At 40.9% G+C, this 20462-nt stretch carries 24 protein-coding genes; 1 reads left to right on the top strand and 23 read right to left on the bottom strand.

The window, feature by feature from the left end:
• Positions 1-11 precede the first annotated feature (11 nt).
• The 20 genes from MOQ65_RS05640 to pduB (MOQ65_RS05545) form a co-directional block, all read right to left on the bottom strand.
• The gene (locus tag MOQ65_RS05640) at positions 12-1445 is read right to left on the bottom strand and encodes an aldehyde dehydrogenase family protein (protein ID WP_257846938.1); all 1434 of its coding nucleotides are present in this window, start codon (positions 1443-1445) and stop codon (positions 12-14) included.
• Between the two features lie 128 nt (positions 1446-1573).
• Positions 1574-1840, bottom strand: a complete 267-nt coding sequence (locus MOQ65_RS05635; protein ID WP_024066335.1) for a EutN/CcmL family microcompartment protein — start codon at positions 1838-1840, stop codon at positions 1574-1576.
• Positions 1827-2318, bottom strand: a complete 492-nt coding sequence (gene pduM / locus MOQ65_RS05630) for a PduM family microcompartment protein (protein ID WP_257846937.1) — start codon at positions 2316-2318, stop codon at positions 1827-1829. Before pduM ends, MOQ65_RS05635 begins: the two co-directional genes overlap by 14 nt.
• A gap of 1 nt (position 2319) precedes the next feature.
• A complete protein-coding gene (gene eutJ / locus MOQ65_RS05625; RefSeq protein WP_257846936.1) occupies positions 2320-3159 on the bottom strand; it encodes an ethanolamine utilization protein EutJ in 840 nt (279 codons plus the stop codon).
• Between the two features lie 10 nt (positions 3160-3169).
• Complete coding sequence (gene pduL / locus MOQ65_RS05620; protein WP_257846935.1) at positions 3170-3790, bottom strand: phosphate propanoyltransferase; 621 nt, start codon at positions 3788-3790, stop codon at positions 3170-3172.
• Between the two features lie 6 nt (positions 3791-3796).
• Positions 3797-4072, bottom strand: a complete 276-nt coding sequence (gene pduA / locus MOQ65_RS05615) for a propanediol utilization microcompartment protein PduA (RefSeq protein ID WP_005385294.1) — start codon at positions 4070-4072, stop codon at positions 3797-3799.
• Positions 4073-4098: 26 nt separating this feature from the next.
• Positions 4099-4542 carry a BMC domain-containing protein gene (locus tag MOQ65_RS09540; RefSeq protein WP_308221108.1) on the bottom strand — a complete coding sequence of 148 codons (444 nt, stop codon included), beginning with the start codon at positions 4540-4542 and terminating at the stop codon, positions 4099-4101.
• A 22-nt stretch (positions 4543-4564) separates the two neighbouring features.
• Positions 4565-5407 carry a propanediol utilization microcompartment protein PduB gene (pduB, locus tag MOQ65_RS05605; protein ID WP_156719215.1) on the bottom strand — a complete coding sequence of 281 codons (843 nt, stop codon included), beginning with the start codon at positions 5405-5407 and terminating at the stop codon, positions 4565-4567.
• A 2-nt stretch (positions 5408-5409) separates the two neighbouring features.
• On the bottom strand, positions 5410-5691 hold the full coding sequence (gene pduA, locus MOQ65_RS05600; protein WP_005385289.1) for a propanediol utilization microcompartment protein PduA: 282 nt from the start codon (positions 5689-5691) through the stop codon (positions 5410-5412).
• Between the two features lie 44 nt (positions 5692-5735).
• Positions 5736-6743, bottom strand: a complete 1008-nt coding sequence (locus tag MOQ65_RS05595) for a nicotinate-nucleotide--dimethylbenzimidazole phosphoribosyltransferase (RefSeq protein ID WP_105084998.1) — start codon at positions 6741-6743, stop codon at positions 5736-5738.
• An 18-nt stretch (positions 6744-6761) separates the two neighbouring features.
• Entirely contained in the window at positions 6762-7202 is a 441-nt protein-coding gene (locus MOQ65_RS05590) for a EutP/PduV family microcompartment system protein (protein WP_129823408.1), read from the bottom strand.
• A 13-nt stretch (positions 7203-7215) separates the two neighbouring features.
• Positions 7216-7578 carry an ethanolamine utilization microcompartment protein EutS gene (eutS, locus tag MOQ65_RS05585; protein WP_038117203.1) on the bottom strand — a complete coding sequence of 121 codons (363 nt, stop codon included), beginning with the start codon at positions 7576-7578 and terminating at the stop codon, positions 7216-7218.
• An 85-nt stretch (positions 7579-7663) separates the two neighbouring features.
• A complete protein-coding gene (locus tag MOQ65_RS05580; RefSeq protein ID WP_156719214.1) occupies positions 7664-8386 on the bottom strand; it encodes an MIP/aquaporin family protein in 723 nt (240 codons plus the stop codon).
• A 10-nt stretch (positions 8387-8396) separates the two neighbouring features.
• A complete protein-coding gene (locus MOQ65_RS05575; protein WP_257846934.1) occupies positions 8397-9452 on the bottom strand; it encodes a cob(I)yrinic acid a,c-diamide adenosyltransferase in 1056 nt (351 codons plus the stop codon).
• A gap of 27 nt (positions 9453-9479) precedes the next feature.
• On the bottom strand, positions 9480-9854 hold the full coding sequence (locus tag MOQ65_RS05570) for a glycerol dehydratase reactivase beta/small subunit family protein (RefSeq protein ID WP_105098111.1): 375 nt from the start codon (positions 9852-9854) through the stop codon (positions 9480-9482).
• Positions 9851-11677 (bottom strand): diol dehydratase reactivase subunit alpha, encoded by a 1827-nt coding sequence (locus MOQ65_RS05565; protein ID WP_257846933.1) that lies wholly within the window; start codon positions 11675-11677, stop codon positions 9851-9853. Before MOQ65_RS05565 ends, MOQ65_RS05570 begins: the two co-directional genes overlap by 4 nt.
• Before the next feature lie 18 nt (positions 11678-11695).
• Positions 11696-12226: a diol dehydratase small subunit gene (locus tag MOQ65_RS05560; RefSeq protein ID WP_105089792.1), complete on the bottom strand. Its 531-nt coding sequence runs from the start codon at positions 12224-12226 to the stop codon at positions 11696-11698.
• 11 nt (positions 12227-12237) lie between these two features.
• Positions 12238-12936 carry a propanediol/glycerol family dehydratase medium subunit gene (locus MOQ65_RS05555; RefSeq protein ID WP_257846932.1) on the bottom strand — a complete coding sequence of 233 codons (699 nt, stop codon included), beginning with the start codon at positions 12934-12936 and terminating at the stop codon, positions 12238-12240.
• Positions 12937-12945: 9 nt separating this feature from the next.
• Entirely contained in the window at positions 12946-14607 is a 1662-nt protein-coding gene (locus MOQ65_RS05550; protein WP_257846931.1) for a propanediol/glycerol family dehydratase large subunit, read from the bottom strand.
• A gap of 21 nt (positions 14608-14628) precedes the next feature.
• Positions 14629-15330: a propanediol utilization microcompartment protein PduB gene (gene pduB / locus MOQ65_RS05545; RefSeq protein ID WP_038124004.1), complete on the bottom strand. Its 702-nt coding sequence runs from the start codon at positions 15328-15330 to the stop codon at positions 14629-14631.
• Positions 15331-15818: 488 nt separating this feature from the next.
• On the opposite strand from pduB (MOQ65_RS05545), the gene MOQ65_RS05540 reads away from it, so the two are divergent.
• On the top strand, positions 15819-16709 hold the full coding sequence (locus MOQ65_RS05540; protein ID WP_257846930.1) for a PocR ligand-binding domain-containing protein: 891 nt from the start codon (positions 15819-15821) through the stop codon (positions 16707-16709).
• A 104-nt stretch (positions 16710-16813) separates the two neighbouring features.
• Here the strand turns inward: MOQ65_RS05540 and MOQ65_RS05535 are convergent, their stop codons facing one another.
• The 3 genes from MOQ65_RS05535 to MOQ65_RS05525 form a co-directional block, all read right to left on the bottom strand.
• Positions 16814-17635 (bottom strand): MetQ/NlpA family ABC transporter substrate-binding protein, encoded by an 822-nt coding sequence (locus tag MOQ65_RS05535; protein WP_060924427.1) that lies wholly within the window; start codon positions 17633-17635, stop codon positions 16814-16816.
• 369 nt (positions 17636-18004) lie between these two features.
• Positions 18005-19318, bottom strand: a complete 1314-nt coding sequence (locus tag MOQ65_RS05530; RefSeq protein ID WP_308221107.1) for a DUF389 domain-containing protein — start codon at positions 19316-19318, stop codon at positions 18005-18007.
• A gap of 9 nt (positions 19319-19327) precedes the next feature.
• Positions 19328-20365 carry a nicotinate-nucleotide--dimethylbenzimidazole phosphoribosyltransferase gene (locus MOQ65_RS05525; RefSeq protein WP_257846928.1) on the bottom strand — a complete coding sequence of 346 codons (1038 nt, stop codon included), beginning with the start codon at positions 20363-20365 and terminating at the stop codon, positions 19328-19330.
• Between the last annotated feature and the right edge of the window lie 97 nt (positions 20366-20462).

Genomic DNA, 20462 nt, shown 5'->3' with positions numbered 1-20462 from the left:
ATGCTCACCACCTATCGAATATTAAATCCTGTTGTTAAACAACATCTACGACGTCGTGCAAAGCAACGAGCCGATGTAGTAGATTCTCCAGTAGGTGTAGCAATTGTAAAGGTTGTCGTACCCTCACCACTAAATCCAAGTCCTGCATAGGACGGACCATTCTTAACAAAAATGGAAGTTTTCATTTTACGAGCCATCCGGTTGAGGCGTTCCATATTCAAGGAATGCATTGTGGCCGTATGATGTAAGCCTGCTTCTAACATCAAGCATACATCAAGACCTTCGTCAAAGCTATCTACTGTAACAACAGGTAAAATAGGCATTAACATCTCAATTACTGCAAATGGATGGTCTTTTGGTGTACGCATGATAATCAATCGTGGATCACCGTTGTACGGAATATGTGCTGAATCAAGAATGACGCTTGCATTCTTACCGACGAACTTTTTGTTTGGTGTCCCATTCGGTAATACAGTTAAATCCACTAAGCGTTGAATATCTTGTTGATTTTCAATGAGAACACATCCTGCTTTTACCATTTCTTGAACTAGCTGTGGCTCAATTTGGCGCATGGCTACAACACTCTTTTCAGCGATACATAGAATATTATTATCTAGACTAGCGCCGAGAACAATATCTTGAGCAGCCTTTTTAATATCTGCCGTTTCATCTACAAAGGCCGGTGGATTGCCTGCACCAGCACCGATAACCTTTTTACCACTTTGAAGCGCTTGTTTTACTACGCCAGGACCTCCAGTAACAACCAATAGGCTCACATCTGGATGTAGCATCATCTCTTGAGCAGACTCAATAGATGGCTCCCGAAGTGTAACAATAAGATTTTCAATGCCAATCGATTTGGCGATGATTTGATTAAGTTCACTAACTAGCAACCGACTAAGATGCTTAGCACCAGGATGAACGCTAAAGAATACAGCATTCCCTGCGGCTAGCATACCTATTGTATTACATATTAATGTTTCCGCTGGATTCGTACTTGGCGTAATAGCACCGATGACACCATAAGCAGACAATTCGTATAGTGTCATACCATTATCGCCTGTTTCACACTCTGTAACGAGATCTTCTACGCCCGGTGTTTTATCGAGTGTTAGATTTAATTTTAGTACTTTATCCGCAACGCGACCCATCCCCGTTTCGTCAACGGTTTTCTGAGCCAACTCTTGCACTCGTGGACGCATGGCAGCACGGATGTCTGCTATTACCTTTTCACGGGTTGCCAAGGTGCAATCTTCAAAGCGCGCTTGCGCTGCTTTTGCAGCTTGAATTGCTTCATCAACCGTATCAAACACACCTGGCTCAACTTGACCTCTAGGCGCTTGTTTAATAGGTTGTGATGAGGCCATTTCTTGCTTTTGCCCCTGTAATATATCTATAACCATGGAGCGGATCATTTCTTTCAACTGTATATTGTTTTCCATCATGAACCTCCATATAGGTTGCATTGCTGATGCAATGACCATGTCAACTAACGGTGTCCACAATCAAGGATACATTCATGATGTGACACAATAACTAGGTTTAACTCTGGCACCAGCTATTTCCTATACAATTATTTTTCAAAACTATCAATAATACCCACAATAGCGCAATCTACTGCGGTGCCTTTATCATCTTCGAAAATATGCCGTGCCGATGAGCCTCGAGTTAGAAGCACATATTCACCTTCACCAGCACATACTGTATCGACGGCGATTTCTATGCGCCCCGTCAACTCTTGTTCTCCATCGAGAATATCTACCATCATCAGTTTCATTCCCTTTAGAGATTCATGCTTTTGAGTAGATACGATACTACCCACAACTTTACCGACTTGCATACTTCTCGTTCCCTTCAATTATTGTGATACCTAAGCGCTCGATTTCATCTCGAGCAGCCATGGTGAACCGTTGTCCCCTATATATGACGATAATAGACTGACTTTCACAAGATCTAACAAAAGAGGCCGTTATCCACGCTTGATGACTGGCATATATAGGACGACCAAATTTATCTAGAAATTTGATAGGCCAATCTAAAATGACTGATGGATTCATCAACGAGGTTACAGGAACTGCTAGGTGTATCGTCACCTCACAGTCATACGCTAATGCACGATGTAAATAGGCAACCCAAGGCACCAATGTATCGCACATTAACTCTCGTATATGACCATAATCTATACCACTGAAAGAAATGAGTTGGTTCTGCAACAATATATGCTCATCATAGCTATTGCACTCTGTGACCATAAAAGTAGCAGTGGATGTCATCCGCTTCTCTAGGCGTTCTAGCACCAGTTTAACTAATGCATCCATATTAATGCTCACTTCCCATGGCAATCCCTAAGGGCGTTACAAACTCTGGATATAATGGCTTATCTACGGGTAATCCTATATATTGACTAAAAGTCTTTGTGAACTCCTCAAAATTAGAGGCACCGCCCACAACAACAATAGGAGTCCCCTTTTCATAGCCGCCCTCTTGTAACGCACGCTTAGAAATAGCTGCCATTTTCTCTACAACCGGCCGTATGGTTGCATATACATCTCGTTTATTAGCTTCATTGCGCTTATAGGCCTCTGCTTCAGGGATGGAAATCCCATAGGCTCCGCTAATAACAAGGTTCATATGGGTGCCTCCTGTAGGCTCATCTACGGTATATACAACTCGGCCATCTTTTAAAATGCTTATGCCCGTAGTACCACCACCAACGTCGATAACAGCGCCATCGGTGATGCCTAGCACATTAGCAGCAGCGGTAGGTTCGTCTAGAATGCAGGTCACTTCAAAACCAGCACTTTCAAGAACATGACCTACTACATCTTTATTCTTGCCTATCGTTCCAGGTGGAACAGCTGCTGCGGCATATACAAGCTCTGTGCCTAAGGCGGCTTCCGCCTTAGCCTTTAAAGCTCTCGTAATCGTAACAGCTCCCACATAGTCAACTACAAGGCCATCTCGAATAGATTCGTTGTATTCAAAAGCACCATATATAGGTTTACCTTTATCGTTTACTACGGATAGGACAATAGATGATGTACCAAGGTCGATGCCTACGCGTAAATTCTTTTGATTATGAGAGCTCACTTGTTTGGACTCTACAAGATCAAAGAACTCTTGCAAGGTATTATTTGCCTTTTTCAAACCTTTCATCATATCACCTACTTTACTGTACAATTCTCGCCATCACTGTACCTTGTACATTGGCAGCATTTGCCTCATCTGTATCAATATGGAGTTCTAGGACAAAACCGGGTACGGCCCGAACGATGACATCACCAAATACAGTGGTGCGCTCTGGTGTTTGAATTTCAACATTTACGCTGTCGCCATCGTTTACATTAAGCCGTTTTGCATCATCAGGAGACATATGAATATGTCGTTTTGCAACAATGCAAATAGGTTTTGTAATTTCCCCGTTTTCAGTACATAGAGTAATCTCTACGGCTGATTCTAAATGACCAGATAGCACAATAGGAGGTTTTATACCCAATGCACGAGCATCGGTCAAAGATACCTCTACTTGTGACTGTTTTCTAAGAGGACCTAATACGCGGACATTTTGAATGACCCCTTTAGGCCCCACTAAAGTAACTGTTTGCTCTGAAGCAAACTCTCCAGTTTGTTTTAAGTCACTTTTTTTAGTAATAGCCTGGTTAGGGAATAATATATCCCAGTCATCCTGACATAGATGGACATGTCTATTGCTCACACCTACGGGAATGGACGATTCGAACATGGCTTCGATCACTTCTCGTACGATAGCACGAATCTGTTCCCGATCCATAAGCTATTATCCTTTCTTAGGTAAGATCAATTCTACATCGCTATGAGGGCGTGGAATTACATGAGTAGATACTACTTCACCTACTTTTTGTGCTGCTGCACAGCCCGCATCAACAGCCGCTTTTACAGCGCCTACATCACCGCGAACCATTACTGTTACAAGACCAGAACCGATTTTTTCAGTACCTTCTAATGTAACGTTAGCTGCTTTTACCATTGCGTCGGCCGCTTCAATTGCGCCTACTAAACCTTTTGTTTCTACCATGCCTAATGCGTTATTCATGATAATCTCCTTTATTTCTTACTACTTTATTTCTTTTTAAGGTTTTTCTTTGGTGTTATTTTCTTTGTACCTGTTGATTTAGAACTTTTCGGTTCTATGATCGTAGATACTATCTCATCTAACACCTCAACAACCTTTTCATCTAATTGGGGTTTCTCTGTTTCATCAGCTACCTTAGCCGGCTTATCTGTAAAATCATCATTAAAGGATTCTACTAAGCCTTCTGCAGGTCGAGGAATTACTTTGTGAGCTACATACAAGTTCATACCTTTTGTAATCGCCACACCGGTTTGAACAGCTGCTTCAACAGCTCCCACATCACCAGCAACCTTTACGGTCATCCAGCCAAGTCCTCTCGCCTTTTCTATTCCTATGAGCCGTACATTTGCAGCTTTAACCATTGCATCTGATGCGGTGATAGCCCCCAGCAAACCAGCTACTTCTAGTAACCCTAGTGAATCTTTCACCATGCCACCTCCCGACGTTTATTCATTAGATGATGTAAGCATTACCTTTGTTTTTAGCTCTTTCTCCCATAGTTTCTAGTAACGCTAACCCCACATCACGTGCTGCTTTTACAGCTTGTTTAACAGCGCCAGAGTCACCAGAAATTAGTAAAACAACTTCATTTGACATATCTGAGCTCGATGGAGACTGATAATCTACCACATCTACATTAGCTGATTTAACTGCTGTATCTGCCATAACTACACCTATTGCTGCTGGGGCACCTACTAATAACCCAAAGGCTTTACCTTCTGGTGTCCCAAAAGCAGTGACTAAGGCTTCTCCTGCACGCGCTGTATATTGGACCTCCACATGGCCTGCATCATTCATATATACTTCGCCAAAGGTGCGTTCTAATTCACGTAATGCTACTTCCACAGAACGTCTTACATCGGATACGTCATCGCCACCAAATATGATAAGGGAACCAGAACCAGCGCCACCTTTCATATCACGGGCCAGTTCAATGCTAACAATCTCTGTATTCGTTGCTTTTACAGCTTCATCAGCGGCCATAATTTGCGGCCCTGCACCTGTACGTGAACCTAAGATACCGATGGATCGATATAACTTAGTGAGCTTCATAGCTTCCAATACTTGACTATCAACATTGGCAATTACGAGACCAATTGTATCGCCTGTTGTAGTGCTACCTACGTGTTCAGTAATCATAGAAGTTTGTAGTTGACTTACAGCAGGTGAACTTACAGGTGCCGAAGTACATGATGCATTACTAGTGGCGCCTAAAGTTTTGCTTAAATCAGCACTATCGATACGCATCAATACGCGCTTTAAAATCTCGTCTACCAGACTTTTAGTATCGGCCATAATTATTCACCCTTTGTTGGTAAAATACCTTCTACATCTTTATGTGGTCTTGGAATTACATGAGTAGAGATAACAATGCCTACCCGTTCTGCAGCAGCTGCACCTGCGTCTACAGCAGCTTTTACAGCACCTACATCACCACGAACCATAACAGTAACGAGACCAGAGCCAATTTTTTCATTGCCTACGAGTTCCACATTAGCTGCTTTAAGCATTGCATCAGCTGCTTCAATAGCGCCTACTAGACCCTTTGTTTCCACCATACCTAATGCTTCTTGTGTCATCTGTTTTCTCTCCTTTTACAAAACATAGAATAAAGATTACAAATTTATTTTTCTAATAGTTCCACCATAGTACCTATATTCATAAAGGCAAAGTGCGCTGTTTTAAGTAGTTGTACCATGAGTACAGCACCAGTACCTTCACCTAACGCCATTTGTCCATGGATTGGAACTTCATCAAGACGAATATTTGCATAAGCCAATGCTGCGGCCATCCCTACCTCGCGAGAATAATGAGATGGAATACCGTATAATGGAGCGTCTCCATTCATTTGAGTAGCACAAGCCATGGCAACTGCTGTAATATATCCATCGATTACAAATGGGATATGTAAGTCTGTACAAGCTACCATAGCACCTGTAATAGCGGCTATATCAAAGCCACCTACGCGGCTAATTACCTCTTTAGGACTATTTAAGTGTCCCTTATGATGAGATAATGCAGTACGTACAAACTCTCGTTTTTGATTCATGTACGCCTCTTCATCAGGGCCAGATCCAGGACCTACAGTTATCCGTGGGTCTAGTTTTGTAAGGCCACTCAGGACAGCTGCTGACGTAGTCGTATTACCAACACCCATTTCGCCAAAGGAAAATAGATTGATACCCGATTCTGCATAGTAAACAACTCGGTTATATCCAGCTTGATATGCTAGGTCAAACTCTTCAGCACTCATAGCGGCACCATCTAATATATTTTTTGTGCCTTGAGCTACCTTTCGATTTATCCCAATACCTTGTGGGCACGCAATGCCTACATCTACTACTTCATAAGGAATATGGTTAAAGATACAGTAATTAGCAACTGCACTTTTACCATCAATCATATTCTGAGACTGTTTACGAGTAATCTCATAGTTATAACCGATTAGGCCATCTACGGAAATACCATTATCTGCAGAAAAGATAATATGCTGAGCCTGAATCTCAGGTTTCATATCTTGCCACGCGAGACACATTTTTTTGAAATATCGTTCCCATAGACCCAAGCTTTTTGGAATGATCGCCTTATTTAAAATAAATTGATTAAGTTGTTCTTCAAACACTTTGTCCATGGAAAAACCTTCTTTCAACTAACCGTATATGTAGTTACATAATTGTTTTAACGACTCTTCGTCGTGAACTGATATTTCAAAAATATTAGTGGCTCCCGCTAGTTTAAGATTGCGCCGAGGCGCCTCAACATCTTTACCCGTATCCACCTTTGATACAACCCCTATAACCTCGCGATTTAAGGAGTTTCCAAAGTTTGGTGGGAATATGGTTGTTTCATCACCTGCAGGAATCATGAAAATCACTACGTCCGCATCATAGGCGTGCAAGATAATGCCTCGATAGTAATTAGGATTCTCCATATATTCTCCAGGGGTATCGATGAAGTTTCCCACTCTCGTTATGGCTTGTGTCTTATGATACGTAGCCGAGCCATGAGTAATCGTATCTGCTAATGTAGTCTTACCACAACCGCTACGACCTACTAGAAGGATACGTTTTTCTTTCTTTTCGGTGCTCATAATTACCCTTTCATTAGGATCTTGTTAAATCCGTTGGGAAGAATCCTAATATGCGTTGCAGACCTTCAATTACGCTGCGCAAAGCAGATTCAACAGCAGATACATCACCAGTTATGAGAAGTGCCCCCGAAAACCTATCGATGAAACCGATTTCGATATCACCAGATTTACTTGCAATATCGGCTGCAATAATGGTCCCTTCGCCAGGTGTTATGGTAAGAATTCCAATGGCATTGCGTCCTTTTTCCTCAAGCCCCATTTTTCTAAATAGATCTGGCTTAGGATTGGCAATAACATGAGCTATCGTAACCTGCTTTCCGGGTACAAACTCTTGTATGATGCGCTGTTTTGCATCAATTACCTCTTGAAAGGCCATATAATCTCCTCCTAATGTAATATGTATTCTTTAAACTATACTGACATGTTATAGTTTGTCGTTGTTTTATATACTCTAGCTATAATTAAGGTGCCACTAATTGGAAGAACAATACAGCTAAGCCTGCCCCAATCAATGGGCCAATAAATGGTACCCATGCATATTGCCAGTTCGCAGTTCCTTTATTAGGAATCGGTAATAAGAAATATGCTAACCGTGGACCAAAGTCACGGGCTGGATTTAATGCATATCCAGTAGTTGCACCAAAGGACATACCAATGGATGCTACCAAAATACCGATGACAATAGGTGCTAAACCATCGGCCATTTTTCCTAAGCAGAGAATCGCTAGCATAAACATAAATGTTGCTATAATCTCAGATATCAAATTGAAAGGTTTATTATCGATTGCTGGACCTGTTGCAAAAATCCCTACACAGTTTCCTTCGTCAGGACCGGTTACTTTAAAGTGTGGATAATAGAACAATGCAGCAATGGCAGCACCTGTAAAACCACCTGCAATTTGAGCTATGGACATTGGAATAACTTGATCCCAAGGGAATATACCTGCCACAGCAAGAGCAAAGGTAACGGCAGGGTTCAAATGCCCTGGGCCACCAAGTGTAATCCCTACATATACACCAAAGGCTACGGCAAATGCCCATCCGAAGATAATGTGTAGCCAGTTAGTACCAAAAATACTAACAATGGTTTTCTTTAACAAGATAGATGCATTAGTAGTATTACCAAATGCAATTAAAACGGCAGTACCAACAAACTCACTAATATACATTTGCGTTACGTCCATTGTTTTCACCTCATTGAGTTAACAGAGATTGTAATGCATGAGATGCAATGTCCATATCCTGTGCCACGGTACCACCGCTAATGCCTAGTCCACCAATCATTTTTCCATTAATCATGATTGGATATCCGCCACCAAAGGTGCAAATTTTACGGTTTACCATGGATTCTATGTTGAATAGATCGCCATCAGGCTGTGCGCTTGGATGTATTTCATGAGTTGCTGATTTAAGCGCCACTGCGGTGTACGCCTTTGCCTGTGCGATGTCGTTACTGATGAGCAATGCATCTGACATACGTTGGAAATACATTAATATACCGTTTGCATCTACTATAGATACAACGATAGGTACGCCTATGGACTGAGCGTAGTCCAATGCCGCTTGTGAAAGCTTCGTCATAATATGTTCTAACTCTGTTCTAGTCGTCATATCAATAACTCCATTTTCAGCAGTATGCTCTATATTACTTACGCATTGATCGCTTTCTGTCAGTATTTCCTCACGACTAGTTGCTACACGTTCTGAAACGCGTTCTACAATTGTTTCTACAAATTGTATATAGTCTTCCATGCGAGCCATGATATATAGAGCATCAGATAGTCGATTAATAAATTTTCGAACCTCATTGCGAATAGGTTCTACAGAACCTAAGCTTATAAGCAATCGTTCACCACGACGACAAATGGTACGCGCCACGTGTAGCTCTGCAGCAGATAGATAATTTCCGCTTAATATAAAGCTATGTTGCTGTGGCAATCGCTTTGTATAGTCATCAATCAAACGTTCCAAATCGCTAATATCTTGTTGTGAAATCAAATTGCTGCTTTCACTAAGATTTTCTACATGAGGCGTGGCTACCTCCGCACATAAGCGGAATAGCTGATGTTGTAATGTGTGAAGCACATGTTTATTGTCTGGTGAGACGACTAATTTCTCACATACACTAACCTGTGCATTTAATTCATCAAAGGTTCCATATGTGTCCACACGAAGTGAATTTTTAGGTACCCGTGTGCTATCAAAAAGGGCTGTTGTACCTGCATCACCGGTTTTCGTATAAATAGCCATATGCACCACCTCTCAAATTCGTTGTGTTTAAAAGGCCACTTCCAATCGTTCATCAGAAACGAAAGGATTTCCTTTTACAAGGCGAGCTGCATTGACACCTAAGGTGCGTAAGCTATCTGGATATTGACTGTAACCACTTAGTCGATAAATAAATTGATGAGCTGGTATATTTTTATAGGTCAATACAATAGCCTGTTCATCAACGCCTATACCTACAGACAAAGCAGAATTACGAGATGCTAGATCAGCCAATGCCATATGCGTACCACTGTGGGACTCAATGACAACTGGTAGACCTTCCTCTTCAATACCATGTAGAACGGGTTTTAGTACATCCTCACTAATATGCTGTGTAGCATACAGCAATATGGTTGGCTTGCTGATAATACTTTGGTCCATCATAGGCCTCCCTTCTGTGCATAGGATAATACCAAACCTGTCGCTACCGCATTACGTGCCCCTTCAACGCCTCGAATATTGCCTCGACCAGCTACTAATGCATATTGTGAAAGTGCATCGGTTACGAGTTGAGGAATTTCAAAGTCTAATGCAGAACCACCTACGATAACTACGAATGGTATATCTCGCACATTATGAGTAGGACTCACAGATGCCAAAGCACGGAGTGAATTTGTGACAAACACCCGTTTCTTTGCGGTTTGACGAACGCGCTTAATCGTTTCTAGAGGAATATCTCGCTCTACAGGAGCGAGCCCATCAGGTGTAACGATAACAACGCGGCCAAACAATGCTGCCGGAAGTGGTTCATTAAAGAACTGCACCGTTCCGTCTTCGTGACGAATGTGATATACACTGAGTACTTGAGCCAATGGGTCTCGTTTGATGGCTTCTGCAATATGCATATCCTCTAAACCAAGTTCAGAATTGATGAGCATAGTTACCATATTTCCTGCCCCTGCAAGATGAATGGCCTTAATTTTTCCTTCTTGGTTAATGATGGATGCATCAGTTGAGCCTGCCCCTAGATCGAGTATGGCCATTGGTTTTGCTGTCCCCGGTGTAGTCAAAGCGCCTAAGATAGCTGATTCAGCCTCTTCACCACCGATTTCAACTGGTACGCCTAACTCTTTTTCTACCTGCTTTGCAATGATTTCCATTTGTAGATGATCTGACTTAACCATGGAGGCAATGCCTACGGCTTGTTCCATAGAGAATTCACCTGCAAGGCCACCCTTTACATTGATAGGAACAGCTACATCTACGGCTAGCAAGTCTTGGATGAATACATCTTGCGGGGATTTATTCGTCAATTGAGCCATTGTAAGGCGAACCTTTTCAAGCATGCCACCTACGTTCGTACCTGCTTCACCACTGATATCATCGATAGGATGAACAGATTCGAGGGTTTCCATAATCCTCTCTGCCCCAGCAGATACATCGACGGATACAGTTCGGTCATTCCCCATAACAATGATGGATCCTGCCGGTATTACCCGCTCCTTAACGTCCCCTGCTGGTGTTTTGATGACTACAGCTGATCGATTTCCGATAAGAGCTCTAGCGATAGGTACAATATTCTTTGTTTCCTCTGGTGAAAGCTTAAATACAGTGGCGATTCCATAAGGATTTGATAATTGTGATACCACTTGCCCCGGGTCTACAACCTCTACCGCAGAAAGCATACCCATTGGGATTTTATCGATATACGCAACCTCGTCTACGATAGGAATTTTATGATCCAATCGATTGTTAACGAGTACGCCGTCATCGGCTTGAAGGATAGCAGCTCGAATATCATAACCTCGCTTACAGTACGCATTAATTAGCTGTGCTACCAATTCAAAATCGATAATCTTTGGAGCTACCACGATGTATGGCTGACCTTGTGGCTTATCAATCAGTTGCTCAATGGGAACTGTATAGCCTACGCCAAGGCCTAAACCACCTGGTGTTTTAGGATTGTGACCAATCATGGTAGATTCTGTAATTATGGTTTCTGTAATCGTTTCCATAGCCACATCACCAATAACTGGTGTAGCCTCATTAATACGAACTAAGTCAATGTCTCGTAATGTAAGATTAGCAGACCTGATTAGCGACTTGAGGGCATCCATGAGACCTACGATATTTTCGCGTGTTCCTTTAATACCTGTGGTACTAGCGATGGCAGAAGATAAGAACTTTACCTCGCCATTGCTATGAATTTCGGCCAAGGCCGCTTCTGTTGTAGAGTTTCCAATATCGATGCCAACAATTCGTTTCATAATGACATCTCCTATAGGTTAATTATCACCTTTAAGTTTTTTACGACGTTCGTAATTTTCTGCAGCTTCTCGTACAAAGTTTGCACAAATTGGAGCCCCTAAACCATCAAGTTCGCTAGCAATATCTAACAGTTCTTGTTTAGAAGAACGATATGGACGAAGTGCATTGTACATTTCAAGTAAGCGTTTATCGCTAACTTTCGTCATTTCTGCGGCACGGGAGAAGTTGAGTTCAATTTGATCTCGGCCCCCAGCCTTAGCAATTTGACCTTGAGCTTTTAAAATAGATGGAGAAATTTTTAAATCGTCCATTGTGATATGTCCGGCCATTACGTTATCCATCGTAATATGGCTTAAGTCTCGACCTTGACCAAGATCAATCCATTCTGGATGTTTTTTAGCAATCGGATAATCTTCGATTGTAACTACTCTATCTACTGTATTAGTTGTAGATGGTGTATGAGGCGCTGAATACTGTGTTGTACTACCTTTCGCCCCTTCTATTTCAGATACGATCTGCCGAATTAAGGCTTCTAATTCGTTAGCCATAGTAAACCTCCTTATACAGTGACACGAACTTCATCAGCTGGCTTACCTTTTACTACATGCTTAGTTTCCTTGATATGAAGCAATGCAGATAATGCTTGATATTTTGGACGAGCCATTTGATCGTTCAATGTTGGTACTGGTGTTGGGGATTCGCCCTTAGCATATTTAGCAGCATTTTTACCGATAGCACGGTATGTTTCAGCTGTTAATAGAGGCGCTTGAGGGAATAATTCCAAATTTGAAAGTGGTTGTAAATCGCGTTGGTGAATCAAAGTAGTACCTTTAGATTGAATACCGATGCATACACCAGATCCAGAAATAGAATCGCCTTCAACGGCTACGGCCGCTACGTCAGAGGAACGGTATACGCGAATTACACGAGCTTTTAAACCTTCTTCTTCGATACCAGCTACTAATTGGCGAATTACCTCTTGATGCGGTACGCCAACGATAGTTTGTCGTTGACTACGGCCAAAGGCAGGGCCAACAGCAATAACTACTTCATCTGCGCTTGTACCAGGTTGTGCAGGGCCACCAGTTTGGAGCCAGCTATCGTCACCAGTTGGATCTTCATGTCTAGGAGCCACACTTGATGTTGTGCTTTCACCAACACTAGCCTTGAATTGTGGTGCCTCATGAACACCACCCATTTCTTGTAAAACGTCTAGGATAATAGAACGTAATACATCTCTGTTAATTTCAGCCATCATGACACCTCCTTATATATCCCGTGGATCAATGGCGTTTGGAATATCTTTAATGCGTTCCCAATCTTCACCTTCCACACGATAACCTGTGCCAACACCTTGATAGTCATTTCTATTGTTAATCGCGGAGATAACGTTGAAATCACGGTCAAAGATGGCCGATGTTTGTAAGTAATCGCCGGAGATTTTTTGTTTTAATAAGTTCAAAATACTTTGTGCTACATCTTGATGACCTTCTTTAGCTAAGCCTTTTACAAAGTCAACGCCTGTAACACCGCGGTTTAACAAGTCTTGAGCCGCTTTAATATCTGCAACCTTATCGCGAGGAGGCATATCTTTAGAGCCATTTGCATATGTAGCAGCCTCTACCTCTTGATCTGTAATTGGAGGCAAGCCTAATGCTTTGAACAACGCTTGTAGTGCACGAGCCGCTTTATTACGAACCGTTACAACTTCTTCTTCGCGAGCAGGGATAAGACCGCCATTTACCTTAAGGTCACGTTGAATAACTGTCCAGTCATCATAGTCCTCTGCATCCCAGTTGGAGCCAGCAAACATGTTGTCATAGTTTGGTGTAGAGCTATAACCAGAGCAGATAAAGTCAGTACCTGGTGCAAATTGCATCAATGTACGAGCTGTTCTACGCAAATCAGAATGACTGAATGTTTGGTCATTACTAGATGCACATTCTAGGTCGAGCATAGCTGCTACAAGGTTTTCTGCTAATACGGCGCGGATACCAGAAGGTACAGCTGCTGGAATACCGATACAGCTTACAGAGCCATTTTGGATACCTTGTACGCCAGCGCCTTTTGTGATGTATAGGCAACGGATTTCAAGGTACAACATAGATTTACCTTCTGCTTGGCCCATTTGTACTTCAGAACCTGTACCAGAGGTGAAGCGCATTTTAAGACCACGAGATGCATAAGCAGATGCGAGGAATCCTTTAGACCAAGGTGTATCATCACCATCAGTAAATACGTCTTCTGTACCATATACGGAAATTGTTTCTGCATATGCTGTGAAGCCACGCATGCCAAGTTCCAATTCTGTCGCTTCTTCCAAGGAGCATTGTGTCAATACACCTGGTCGACCACATTGAGAGCCTACGAGTAAGCTAATCGCATTGAGTGGTGCGTAACGAGCAACGGCTACTGTTGTTTCTTCTTCTGCGAACCCACGAAGTGCACCTTCCGCAGCATCGGCTGCGATTTGCACTGGATTGTCGTTTACGTTCGTTACATGGGCTTGGTTAGCCATTGTACGACGAGCACGCATTTTTTGCATACATTGCATCATTTCAACAACGTTCATAGTAGAAACAACTTCCAACATTTTCGCTGGAGTAATAGATTTACAAATCTTAACGATTTCTTCACGAGGTACTGATGGTGTAAGCATCATATTAGCAATCTCTTTTGAATCCTTTGCCATTGCTTCTTGAGCACCATCGAGAACGATACCGTAATTTGCAATAAATGTATCGATAAGATCAAAATCTTCGCGACGTTTACCATCGAGTTCAACGATGCGACCACCTTCGATTTTGAGGCTAGGCTTTGGATCTTGAGGAGATTCCATGGCTATAAAACCTTCCTCTACCCATTCCTTTACATAACCATCCTGATTGACAGGACGTTGACTTAAGACTTCGAAACGTTTTGATTTCATAGGGCATACCATCCTTTCAGATTAGATATAGGAAGGGGCTCCGTTCACTGGTTCGTCACCCATCGTACCGAGCAATTGTTTACCAACTTCACGAGCAGAGATAACCGCTTGTCGTACAGCCCCAGAATCGCCAGAAATCTGTAAAATAACTTCGTTAGAATTACTTGTACCTGCAGAAGGAGATGCATAACCGATTACATCAACATTTGCAGATTTAACAGCTACATCGGCCATAACTACACCAATCGCTGCTGGAGCACCTACGATAAGGCCAAAGGCTTTACCTTCAGGAGCGCCAAATGCTGCATTTACTGCATGACTAGCGCGTGCTGTATATTGAAGTTCAATATGACCAGCATCGTTTGCGTATACATCGCCAAAAGTACGTTCCACTTCGGCTAATGCCACTTCAATAGCGCGTTTAACATCGGATACATCATCACCACCAAAGATGATAAGAGAACCGTGACCTGCGCCACCTTTAGTATCGCGAGGTAATTCAATGCTAACAATTTCAGTATTGGTTGCTTTTACTGCTTCATCAGCAGCCATAATGTGTGGGCCTGCACCAGTACGAGCACCTAAAATACCGATGGAACGATATTTTTTCTTTAGTTTCATCGCATCTAATACTTGTTGATCTACGTTAGCAATTACGAGACCAATAGTATCACCAGTTTTACTAGTCCCTACAAATTCAGTTAATCCACATGTTGTCGCCATAATACCCTCCATACGTATAATGAAAGTATCAAAGTATCTATGTACAGAAAACTATGTTGCGGTATACCATTTTATATTTTTTATCATTTCTTTAATCATTCATATGTATGCAACCCTAAATTCTGTACACCATATATTACTATAGAGCATGCCTTGCTATTCAGTCACAACCCATCGGACTCAATCCTTTCTAAATACATGTACTATAAGGCTTTTATCTATCTTTATTATAAAAATTATTAAATGCAACTTTTTTATGTATATTCGTAAAATGCGATTTTTCTATTACTAAAATACGACAATCCTGTTATACTTATACATATAGAAGCAAGAAATAACGTAATTTTATAGGTATATGAATTTTAGGTGGTATGTCACTTTTCTCTTTTCTCAGGTTTAGAGCCTACCCTTTAGATAGAGAGCAAGTAGAGCTATTTAGCGGTGTGCTTACTAGCCCTCTTAACACATTTGTGATTGGAGGTTTTACCATGATTTGTACGAATGAAGATACTAAGCTTATCAATGAAATCATGCGCGATTTCACAAACATAACAAAGATTGCTGCTATTTTTGTTAATAATCGTGGAAAAGTGTTATCTCAAGAATATAACTTTTCTCCATTTTGTAAGGTCGTAAGGCGCAATCCAATCTATGCCAAGCGCTGCAATCAATGCGACTTATATGGTGGCCTAGATGCTACAAAAGAACTATCATCCTGCCCGTATCGCTGTCACATGGGCCTTATAGATTTCTCTGTGCCCATCATGAAGGATGGTGCCATCTTAGGCTTCATCATGGCAGGACAAACAAAAACAGAAGATACGACGATCAAACCTATTCTTCCTACCCAAACCGATTGGCATGATGATACTAAGCTTCGCACCTTATATCGGACCTTACCAGTTTTGACAGCCGAACAAATTTACAGTGCTACAAAGGTTTTACGGATTTTGGTAGAACACTACTTCCCATTTAACGATGCCATAGCAGAAGAGATGCCTTATGAACAATTGCCAGACTTTGTGGAGTCTGAACGACCTATTAATCGTCCAGAAATTCGAAAGGCTATGTTATATATAGAAAAAAATCTGAGCAAACGAGTGTCGCTCAGAAGGATTTCGGAACATATTCATTTAAGTGAGTCCTACTTCTCTAAGATTTTTAAAGATGATACGGGACTTTCAGTAGTGCAATATATAACACTATTACGCATACAAGAAGCAAAGAAACTATTAGTATATTCCCAACTAACAGTTAATCAGATCAGTAAAACATTGGGCTACAACAGAACTAGTTATTTCTGTAAAATTTTCAAAATGGCTACCACTGAAACACCACATTCATATCGGAAAAAATATGCAAAACCAATTCATGCATAATATAATAAAAAAGGCGTAACACCATTGGTGTTACGCCTTTTTCGTATCTATAGAGTTTGTCATGAGAAGGTATTGTATCAGATACATATGTTATTAACGATCAATTAGAACGCTGGGATGATAGCTCCCTTGTAGTGTTCTTCGATGAACTTCTTAACTTCTGGAGATTGTAATGCTTTAGCTAATTTTTGGATAGCTGGTTTATTTTCATCACCAGGGTTAACAGAAAGAAGATTTGCATATGGAGAGTCAGCTTTTTCTACGAATAAGCCATCTTTTGTAGGATTAAGACCAGCTGGCAACGCATAGTTAGCATTGATTACTGCTGCATCTAAGTCTTGGATGGAACGAGGAATTTGAGCTGCTTCTAACTCAGTAATTTGAATATTTTTAGGATTGCTAGTTATATCAAATGGTGTGTTAGTCAAACCAGTTGGATCTTTCAATGTTACTAGACCAGCACTTTGCAACAAGAGAAGTGCACGAGCACTGTTTGTTGGATCAGACGGAATTGCTACTTTTGCGCCATTTGGCAAGTCTTTCAAATCTTTAATTTTTTGAGAGTAGATAGCCAATGGTTCGATGTGAACTGGTGCAAAGCTTACAAAGTTTGTACCATGATCTTTATTGTAGTTATTTTGGTAAGGTACGTTTGCAAAGAAGTTTGCATCTACCTCATGGCTAGATAGAGCCATATTTGGTTGGATGTAGTCTGTAAATTCAACGATTTGTAAGTCTACACCTTCCTTAGCCAAAATAGGTTTAACTTGTTCTAAAATTTCAGCATGAGGTACAGGATTTGCTGCTACCTTTAATACCTCTTTAGAGCCACTAGAGCTCGCGTTATTTGTGGAAGAGCCACAACCACTAATCAATAAGGACGCACCCAGTACGGCCGTCGCTGCTAATGCTAACCATTTTTTCATGTAATCCTCCTATCTACGATGAAAACCTACATCTCGGACGAGGACTCATACGTATACAATATTCGTAGATATTATAATAAATCTATTTTTCTTATCTTGTATCTACATTTGATTATTTAATAATTTCGATGTAGTAAGTATAGCAATTTAATTCCTACTCGTATAATAGATTTTATATATGTAATAATATAACTTTAATCTATAGCAAGATAAGAGTAATTACATTTAGCTATGCCAAGTACATAAAAACGGTACTAAGATGATTCCCCGTACTACTAGGTAATATACCTAATAGGTACAATCAAACTTAGTACCGTTATAAATATCGCTCTATATAATAAACAATCTAATCAAAATCCAAAAATCAACTTATAGAGTTGACGTTGTTTGCTCCACAGAAATAGTTACAGGTGCTGATAATTTAGCCTCTAACCAAGCTTTTATTCGTTTCAAATCTGCATCAGATATAGTGGATGTAGTATGGATAATCACCATATATCGACTCGCTTTAGGCTGTTCTAGATTATCTATCAAAGGCATGCCTTCCACTTTGCTTACAAACGGGAATAACGCCTTTGCTTCAGCTTCTGTCGTTTTCATAGTATTTATAGTTTCACTTACTAATTGATAAGTCGGCTTGTAGAGATTACTCAAGTTTTTATATGTTCCAAGATTCTCTGAAGATTTATTCAAGTTCGTCTTATCCATAGTAGATTTTTGCTCATCTACGCTATTAACAAAACGTAATGTATAAGGCTGCAAGTATTCATCCTTCTGTAACTTGTCATCCAACTGGGCTCGCTCCTCTGAAGTCACAGGAGCTCCTATAACTACTATGTTTACTAGCTTATTCGTTTGATCCAATGAATAATCAATCACTTGTCGACGTCCCTCTTGATTAATATCATTCTTAATAAACTGCTCCATATGACTTGACTCAGAATACTTGATGGTCATATCATAGCCTGCATAAATACTTGGTATAGCCATAATAAGACCAATCACGAGAAATATTAGCTGGTTACGACGATTAACCTCTTCTGCTTGTTTATGGAATGGCAAACTATATACACCCTTTAAAACAATAAAAGCTGCAAAGAAGATGAAAAATGCATTTATAAAGAATAGATAGCCAGCCCCAATGAAATATTGCCAATTTCCATTAGCCAGTCCATATCCTGCCGTACATAGTGGTGGCATAAGTGCAGTCGCAATCGCAACACCTGGTATAACATTATCTAAGGTCTTACGCGTTTGCCCAATAATCCCAGCTAACCCACCAAATATAGCAATGAATACATCAAAAATATTCGGTTCTGTACGTGCTAATAGTTCAGATGTAGCCGCCTGAACGGGAGAAATATAAAAATATAAAGCAGATGCCAAAACAGCAATCGTAACCTGTAAGGACAATCTTAAAATACCGCTTTTTACAACTGTAAAATTAAGCGTAGCAAAGCCAAAACCAGTTGCTAAAATAGGTCCCATCAACGGTGATATAAGCATAGCACCAATAACAACTGCCGTACTATTCATATTCAACCCAATAGAGGCGATAAATATGGAGAGAATCAGGGTAACCAACGCAGGTCCCTTAATCTTAGCCCCACCTATCAACCTTTTAGCGATAGTTGCATCATCAGCGCGCTCAAAATGTATATCAAAGTATTTATTTATTTTCATTCTTTCTCCTTATAATTTCATCAAATCTGCAAAGGTCCCTATATTTACAAACATATGCTGTGTCGTTTTCAACATTTGAACCATTAAGATAGCTCCTGTCCCTTCCCCCATCGACATGTGGGCTTGAATAGGAACCATGTCTTGTGTAATATCTACCTCTGCTAAAGCTAGCTCTGTGCCTTTTTCGCGGGAATGATGTGACGGCAATGCATAGTCTGTAATGCGCTCGTTCATATGTACCGCACAAGCTGCCGCTACAGCTGTAATAAAGCCATCAATGACAAAAGGCTTTTTAAACTCAACACAAGCCAGCATAGCCCCAAGAATAGCAGCAATATCAAAGCCCCCTACATGGGCTACAATTTTACGAACTCTTTCAACTTCACTCTCAGAAACAATACTAGCCTTATGCTTATCTAATACAGCGCGCACAAAATCAATTTTTCGTTTCATCAAATCTGGTTTATTCGGCCAAGAACCAGGTCCTACTGTTTCAGTGGGATCAGCTCCAGTTAAGGCAGACAACACACAGGCAGAAGTCGTCGTATTACCGAGTCCCATTTCACCAAAGGAAAAAAGATTTATTCCTTGCTTTACATAATGTTCAACTCGTTCATAGCCAGATTGAAAGGCACTATTAAATTCATCCTCAGTCATAGCAGGGTGGTTTAATATATTCTTTGTCCCCTTTGCGACCTTGCGATCCACTCCGATGCCATCATCTGAGGCAATTCCTACATCCACAACTTCAAAAGGAATATTGTTAAAGTTACAAAACTGTGTAGCCGACGAACGACCCAAGAGCATATTACGCGACTGCTTTTGCGTTACCTCATAGTTATAGCCTACATAGCCTTCCATATTACAACCATTATCAGCAGAAAATATGATATGCTGAGGTCGAATTTCACCACTAATCTCGCCCCAAGCAGTACAAATCTTTCGGAAATACTCCTCCCACAAGCCTAGACCGCCAGGGATTAGGCATTTTGGTTGAAGAAATCTATTTAATTGTTCCTCAATTGGTAATACTGACTTATCTTTCATTCTAATCTCTAGTCTACACAGAATATGCCAACTAGCCTTCTATTAATTCGATATTTTTCTATATAAAAGTATAACACAAATTATATAATTAGTAATA

Source organism: Veillonella faecalis, from assembly GCF_024677885.1.
Taxonomy (GTDB): Bacteria; Bacillota; Negativicutes; order Veillonellales; family Veillonellaceae; genus Veillonella; species Veillonella nakazawae.
Note: the sequence above shows the minus strand (reverse complement) of the source record. Positions and strands in the feature narration are given on the sequence as shown.

Bases quoted from the DNA above. Each gene is read 5' to 3' on its own strand.
- MOQ65_RS05640 (WP_257846938.1), bottom strand. From the start codon at position 1,445: ATGATGGAAAACAATATACAGTTGAAAGAAATGATCCGCTCCATGGTT.
- MOQ65_RS05635 (WP_024066335.1), bottom strand. From the start codon at position 1,840: ATGCAAGTCGGTAAAGTTGTGGGTAGTATCGTATCTACTCAAAAGCAT.
- pduM (WP_257846937.1), bottom strand. From the start codon at position 2,318: ATGGATGCATTAGTTAAACTGGTGCTAGAACGCCTAGAGAAGCGGATG.
- eutJ (WP_257846936.1), bottom strand. From the start codon at position 3,159: ATGATGAAAGGTTTGAAAAAGGCAAATAATACCTTGCAAGAGTTCTTT.
- pduL (WP_257846935.1), bottom strand. From the start codon at position 3,790: ATGGATCGGGAACAGATTCGTGCTATCGTACGAGAAGTGATCGAAGCC.
- pduA (WP_005385294.1), bottom strand. From the start codon at position 4,072: ATGAATAACGCATTAGGCATGGTAGAAACAAAAGGTTTAGTAGGCGCA.
- MOQ65_RS09540 (WP_308221108.1), bottom strand. From the start codon at position 4,542: ATGGTGAAAGATTCACTAGGGTTACTAGAAGTAGCTGGTTTGCTGGGG.
- pduB (WP_156719215.1), bottom strand. From the start codon at position 5,407: ATGGCCGATACTAAAAGTCTGGTAGACGAGATTTTAAAGCGCGTATTG.
- pduA (WP_005385289.1), bottom strand. From the start codon at position 5,691: ATGACACAAGAAGCATTAGGTATGGTGGAAACAAAGGGTCTAGTAGGC.
- MOQ65_RS05595 (WP_105084998.1), bottom strand. From the start codon at position 6,743: ATGGACAAAGTGTTTGAAGAACAACTTAATCAATTTATTTTAAATAAG.
- MOQ65_RS05590 (WP_129823408.1), bottom strand. From the start codon at position 7,202: ATGAGCACCGAAAAGAAAGAAAAACGTATCCTTCTAGTAGGTCGTAGC.
- eutS (WP_038117203.1), bottom strand. From the start codon at position 7,578: ATGGCCTTTCAAGAGGTAATTGATGCAAAACAGCGCATCATACAAGAG.
- MOQ65_RS05580 (WP_156719214.1), bottom strand. From the start codon at position 8,386: ATGGACGTAACGCAAATGTATATTAGTGAGTTTGTTGGTACTGCCGTT.
- MOQ65_RS05575 (WP_257846934.1), bottom strand. From the start codon at position 9,452: ATGGCTATTTATACGAAAACCGGTGATGCAGGTACAACAGCCCTTTTT.
- MOQ65_RS05570 (WP_105098111.1), bottom strand. From the start codon at position 9,854: ATGATGGACCAAAGTATTATCAGCAAGCCAACCATATTGCTGTATGCT.
- MOQ65_RS05565 (WP_257846933.1), bottom strand. From the start codon at position 11,677: ATGAAACGAATTGTTGGCATCGATATTGGAAACTCTACAACAGAAGCG.
- MOQ65_RS05560 (WP_105089792.1), bottom strand. From the start codon at position 12,226: ATGGCTAACGAATTAGAAGCCTTAATTCGGCAGATCGTATCTGAAATA.
- MOQ65_RS05555 (WP_257846932.1), bottom strand. From the start codon at position 12,936: ATGATGGCTGAAATTAACAGAGATGTATTACGTTCTATTATCCTAGAC.
- MOQ65_RS05550 (WP_257846931.1), bottom strand. From the start codon at position 14,607: ATGAAATCAAAACGTTTCGAAGTCTTAAGTCAACGTCCTGTCAATCAG.
- pduB (WP_038124004.1), bottom strand. From the start codon at position 15,330: ATGGCGACAACATGTGGATTAACTGAATTTGTAGGGACTAGTAAAACT.
- MOQ65_RS05540 (WP_257846930.1), top strand. From the start codon at position 15,819: ATGATTTGTACGAATGAAGATACTAAGCTTATCAATGAAATCATGCGC.
- MOQ65_RS05535 (WP_060924427.1), bottom strand. From the start codon at position 17,635: ATGAAAAAATGGTTAGCATTAGCAGCGACGGCCGTACTGGGTGCGTCC.
- MOQ65_RS05530 (WP_308221107.1), bottom strand. From the start codon at position 19,318: ATGAAAATAAATAAATACTTTGATATACATTTTGAGCGCGCTGATGAT.
- MOQ65_RS05525 (WP_257846928.1), bottom strand. From the start codon at position 20,365: ATGAAAGATAAGTCAGTATTACCAATTGAGGAACAATTAAATAGATTT.